At 65.2% G+C, this 5,025-nt stretch carries 5 protein-coding genes; 1 reads left to right on the top strand and 4 read right to left on the bottom strand.

From position 1 onward, the window contains the following. Positions 1 to 409, bottom strand: a 409-nt coding sequence (locus tag VKI00_RS16915) for a lipoprotein LpqH (RefSeq protein WP_324439336.1), incomplete at its 3' end; no start/stop codon positions are given. 201 nt (positions 410 to 610) lie between these two features. Here VKI00_RS16915 and VKI00_RS16910 point away from each other — a divergent pair. Continuing rightward, complete coding sequence (locus VKI00_RS16910) at positions 611 to 2,470, top strand: alkyl/aryl-sulfatase (protein WP_324439334.1); 1,860 nt, start codon at positions 611 to 613, stop codon at positions 2,468 to 2,470. Here VKI00_RS16910 and VKI00_RS16905 read toward each other — a convergent pair. The 3 genes from VKI00_RS16905 to VKI00_RS16895 form a co-directional block, all read right to left on the bottom strand. After that, on the bottom strand, positions 2,460 to 3,434 hold the full coding sequence (locus VKI00_RS16905; RefSeq protein WP_324439332.1) for an NADPH:quinone oxidoreductase family protein: 975 nt from the start codon (positions 3,432 to 3,434) through the stop codon (positions 2,460 to 2,462). The two genes, VKI00_RS16910 and VKI00_RS16905, sit on opposite strands and share 11 nt — an antisense overlap. Continuing rightward, the gene (locus VKI00_RS16900) at positions 3,434 to 4,057 is read right to left on the bottom strand and encodes a helix-turn-helix domain-containing protein (protein WP_324439330.1); all 624 of its coding nucleotides are present in this window, start codon (positions 4,055 to 4,057) and stop codon (positions 3,434 to 3,436) included. Before VKI00_RS16900 ends, VKI00_RS16905 begins: the two co-directional genes overlap by 1 nt. Beyond that, positions 4,038 to 5,025, bottom strand: a 988-nt coding sequence (locus VKI00_RS16895) for an acyl-CoA dehydrogenase family protein (protein ID WP_324439328.1), incomplete at its 5' end; no start/stop codon positions are given. The genes VKI00_RS16895 and VKI00_RS16900, both read right to left, overlap by 20 nt.

The following is a 5,025-nucleotide window of genomic DNA, read 5'->3' as shown; positions in this document are numbered from 1 at the left end:
CGGAGATCTTGTATTTGCTGCCGTCCTTGGTGGCGCTGGCGTTGCCCTGACCGGTGCCCGGGGTGTAGCCCAGCGTGACCCCGTTGACGTTGCCGAGTCCGACCGACTTCACCGCGGGCGGGCTGGCATCAGTGAGCACGGCGCCAATGCCGGCCTGCGCCCCACCGATGGCGATGTTGACGTTGCCGGCCGCGGTGGTGCAGGCGACCGTGCCGCCGACGTTCTGGTCTTTGCCGTCGATCGTGACTTTCGCCGCCGCGGGCGTGCCGCCGGGGCCGGTTACCGCTGCGCTTGTCTGGCCTGCCGATGAGCCGGAACCGCTCGTCGATGACTTGTTACTTGAACATCCGGACAGACCTACGACGACGATCGCCGTGGCTGCTGCGGCGACCGTAACTGAACGCTTCACTCGTGCTCCTTTGCCGTTATGGCGGTCCACAGGTACTTCACAGACCGTTTCGGCAGTATGCAGCGTTACCGAATGCCCGGTATCGAATTCGCCAAAAATTAGGCTTCTGGTCAACGCGGCTCATCCGAATACGACAAAGATTTTGCTGGCCGAACGGGTGGATCTCATCCGACCCGGCCGAATGGATGGGAGTGTCAGATTGTGAATGAGAACCCTCCGACCGCCGTTATTTCACCGTTTGAGGACACCACGGATTTCGCCGACGCTGACCGGGGATTCATTGCCGCGCTGACACCCTGCGTCGTCAAATCCGCGGACGGGCGTGTGGTGTGGAATAACGACGCATATTCGTTCATCACCGGGGACCCGCCGCCATCGGTCAATCCCAGCTTGTGGCGGCAGTGCATGCTGACCGCGAAACAAGGTCTCTACGAGGTGGTCCCGGGTGTCTACCAGGTCCGCGGCCTGGATATCTCCAACATCAGCTTCGTCGAGGCCGACACCGGCCTGATTGTCATCGACCCGTTGGTATCAACTGAGACGGCGGCCGCGGCGCTGCACCTCTACCGCACCCACCGCGGCGACCGGCCCGTCGTCGCCGTGATCTACACCCACAGCCACGTCGACCATTTCGGTGGCGTGCTGGGAGTGACCTCACAAGCGGACGTGGACGCCGGGAGAGTGGCGGTGCTGGCGCCCGAGGGATTCACCGAGCACGCAGTGCAGGAGAACGTTTACGCTGCAACGGCGATGGCGCGTCGCGCCACTTATATGTACGGCAGCCAGTTGGCGCCCGGCCCGCGGGGACACGTCGGTTGTGGCCTGGGCCAGGGGCCATCTCTTGGTGAGATTGCCCTGATCGTTCCGACCGTCGACATCTCGACCACCGGCGAAACCCACACCATCGACGGGGTGGAGATCGAATTTCAGATGGCACCCGGCACCGAAGCCCCAGCCGAAATGCACTTCTATTTCCCGCGATTCCGCGCACTGTGTATGGCCGAGAACGCCACCCACAACCTGCACAACCTGTTGACGCTTCGCGGCGCGCTGGTTCGCGACCCGCATGCCTGGTCCGGCTATCTGACCGAGGCGATCGACAAGTTCACCGACCGCACCGATGTGGTGTTCGCATCTCACCACTGGCCAACCTGGGGACATGAGCGCGTTGTCGAGTTCCTGTCGTTGCAACGCGACCTGTACGCCTATTTGCATGACCAGACGCTGCGGCTGCTCAACCAAGGCCACACGGGCGCCGAAATTGCCGAGATGTTCGAAATGCCACCGGTGTTGGACAAAGCGTGGCACACCCACGGGTATTACGGCTCGGTCAGTCACAACGTCAAGGCAATCTACCAGCGTTACATGGGTTGGTTCGACGGCAACCCGGCGCGGTTGTGGCCCCACCCGCCAGAAGCACTGGCTACGCGATACGTTGACGCGATGGGTGGGATTGAGCGTGTCGTCGAACTCGCTAAGCAGGCCTTCGATTCCGCAGATTTCCGTTGGGCTGCAACGCTGCTCGATCACGCGGTGTTTGCCGATAGCACGCATGCTGCCGCCCGTGCCCTGCTCGCCGATACTTTCGAGCAGTTGGCCTACGGCGCCGAGAATGCGACCTGGCGCAACTTCTTCCTATCCGGCGCGGTCGAATTGCGCGACGGCAACTTCGGTACCGCGACCAAAACCACCTCGCTGACGTTGATGTCTCAGCTGACGCCGGAGCAGATCTTCGACGGCCTGGCTCTCACCCTCAACGGACCCCGCGCCTGGGACTTGGATCTCGCCGTCGACGTCTCCTTGACCGACGTGAACGCCAATTACCGGCTGGCACTGCATAACGGCGTGCTGGTGCACCGCAAAGTGCCCGCCGATCCCGCCACGGCGAATGTGATCGTGAAAGTGGACAACACGATTCGCCTCCTCACGGTGGTCATGGGCTCGGGAATGGAAGGAGTCGGCTCACCGGGCCTGGAGATATCCGGCGACCAGACTGTCCTGCAGCAGCTGTTGGGTGTCCTCGACCAGCCCGATCCGGCGTTCAACATCGTCACGCCGTGACGTCGATGACCACCTTGCCGACCGCCTTGCGCTCGGCCACATGCCGTAACGCGGTCGCAGCGTCGGCCAGCGGGAACCGGGCACCGATATACGGCTGAATCCGGCCGTCGGCGAACATCTGCTGCAGCTCGCGGACGTCACGCGCGGCGTCATCGGGATGATCGGCGGTGAAGGTGCGGATCTCCATGCCGCGGATGGTGATGTCTTTGAGCAGAACCAGATTGAGCGGAATCGCGGGAATCGTACCCGCGGCGTAGCCGAGGGTGATGAACATTCCGCCGCGGGCCAGTCCGCGCAGCGCCGGCTCCGCGTAGCGTCCGCCGACCGGATCGATGACGACGCGCGCGCCGCCGCCGGTGAGTTCGCGGATGGCCGATTTCAGATCATCGCGGTCATAGGCGACGGTCGCCTCGGCGCCGCGCTGCCGGCAGATGTCGAGCTTGTCCTCGGTCGACGCCGCGGCAAGCACCCGGGCCTTCATGCCGACCGCCAGGTCCAGCGCGGCCTGACCGACGCCGCCCGCCGCGCCGAGGACCACCACCCAATCCCCTTTTGCGACTTGGGCAACCGAGCGCAGCGCGTGATAGGCGGTGCGGTAGGTGACACCAAACGCCGCCGCGGGGGCGAAGTCGACGCCGTCGGGAATCGCCAACACCCCGCGCGCATCGAGCAGGGCCAGCTCGGCGAACGCGCCGGTCGGGGTGGCTCCGAATATCCGGTCGCCCGGCCGAAATCGGGTACCGTCTCCGGCGGCCACCACCTCGCCGGCCAGCTCGCTGCCCGGCGTGAACGGGACCGGAATCTTGACCTGGTACTTGCCGGCGATCAGCAGCACGTCGGGAAAGTTGACGGCCGCGGCGTGTACCCGCACCAGCAGCTGGCCCGGACCCGGCGTCGGCTCGGCGACGTCGTCGATGACGAGATCTTCTGGGGGACCGTAGGAGTGACACACGACGGCGCGCATCAGCTCGCCCGCAGCCCGCGTAAACAGAACCGCACCAGGTGATCGACGTCGTCGCGGCCGGGCCGGTCGCCCGAATCCAGATGGCGCCGCATGGTCGCCGCAGTGCAATGGAAGACGGTGTCGGCATCGCGGCGGACATCGGTGCTACCCAACGCGGCGATCGGCTCGGTCAGCAGGTCACGCATCGGCCGCATGATCTCGTCGTCGGCGGCCCGCCAGTTGGCGGTGGCCGAAATCTGGCCGGCCGCAGCGCGGCTCATGCTGATCAGGTGTGGATCGCCGACCTGCGCGAGCGTGCCCTCGATCCAGCGCCGCAGCTGGCCCGACGGCGTGGACTCCTTGGCCATCTGATGCTGCAGATAGGAGACGACGATCGCGACACCGCGCTCCATCACCGCCAGGATGACGTCGTCCTTGCCCGCGAAATACCGGTAGAACGCCTTGTTCGACGAGCCGGCCTCGACGACAATGTCGCTGACCCGAGGCGGCTCGGGAGCCACCCGCTCCATCACCCGGACGGCGGCGGCGAGGATGCGTTCGACTTCCTCGGTGGCTTCCCGCTGACGGTCGTCGAGAGCGCGCTCGACGGCCGCGGTCACCCGGCTATTGGTCAACGAGCTCACCGTATTTGGCGCGGACAGCCGCGCGACGGACGTCCAGCATCTCGCTGGGCCAATCGCCGTCTTCGGCCTGGTAGCCCTTGAGTAGCATTCGGGCCAGGTTCACCTTGTGCGCCTCGGTCGGCCCGTCGGCCAGGCCGAGTGCGATACCGCCGAGCAGGACATTGACCAGCGGCAGCTGATCGGTGAGGCCGAGCGCACCGTGCACCTGGATCGCCCGCAGCGCAATAGATTTCAGCACCTGCGACGCCAAGATCTTGCAGGTGGCGATCTCGGCTCGGGCGGCGTGCTCGTCGCCGCTGTCAAGCAGCCACGCGGCGTGCAGCACCGTCAGCCGAAACGGTGTCAACTCGGTGTAAGAGTCGGCGATGAACTCCTGGACCAACTGCTTATCGGCGAGCAAAGTACCTTGAGTGAAACGGCTTTTCGCGCGTTTGGACATCATCTCGACCGCGCGTTGCGCCATGCCGATCGAGCGCATCGCATGATGCAGCCGTCCGCCCGCCAACCGGGTCTGCAGGATCAGGAAGCCCTGCCCAGGCTCTCCGAGCAAGGCGTCCGACGGCACCCGTACCCCGTCGTAGTGCACCAGCGAATGTCCCGGTTCGTGCGGATCCGCCCCGACCAGATGGTGGTTGGCTGCCACGTTGAGGCCTTTGGTGCCCGCCGGGATCAGGAACGTCGAGGCGCCGTGGTGCACCGCCACATCGGGGTTGGTGATCGCTACGACGATGAAGAAGGATGCGACTGCTGCATTGGAGGAGAAGTACTTTCGTCCGGTGATCACCCAGTCGTCGCCGTCGCGGACCGCGCGGGTGGTGAAGACCCGCGGGTCGGCGCCGCCCTGCGGCTCGGTCATCGAGAAGCAGGAGAAGATCTCGCCGGACAGCAGGCCGTTCAGATAGCGGTCCTTTTGCTCCTGCGTGCCGAAGCGGGCGATGATCTCCGCGTTGCCGGTGTCGGGTGCCTGC

It is taken from the genome of Mycobacterium sp., from assembly GCF_035314665.1.
In the GTDB taxonomy this organism is placed as follows: domain Bacteria; phylum Actinomycetota; class Actinomycetes; order Mycobacteriales; family Mycobacteriaceae; genus Mycobacterium.
Note: the sequence above shows the minus strand (reverse complement) of the source record. Positions and strands in the feature narration are given on the sequence as shown.

Excerpts from the sequence above, each read along its gene's own strand:
- VKI00_RS16905 (WP_324439332.1), bottom strand. The coding sequence starts at position 3,434 with ATGCGCGCCGTCGTGTGTCACTCCTACGGTCCCCCAGAAGATCTCGTC.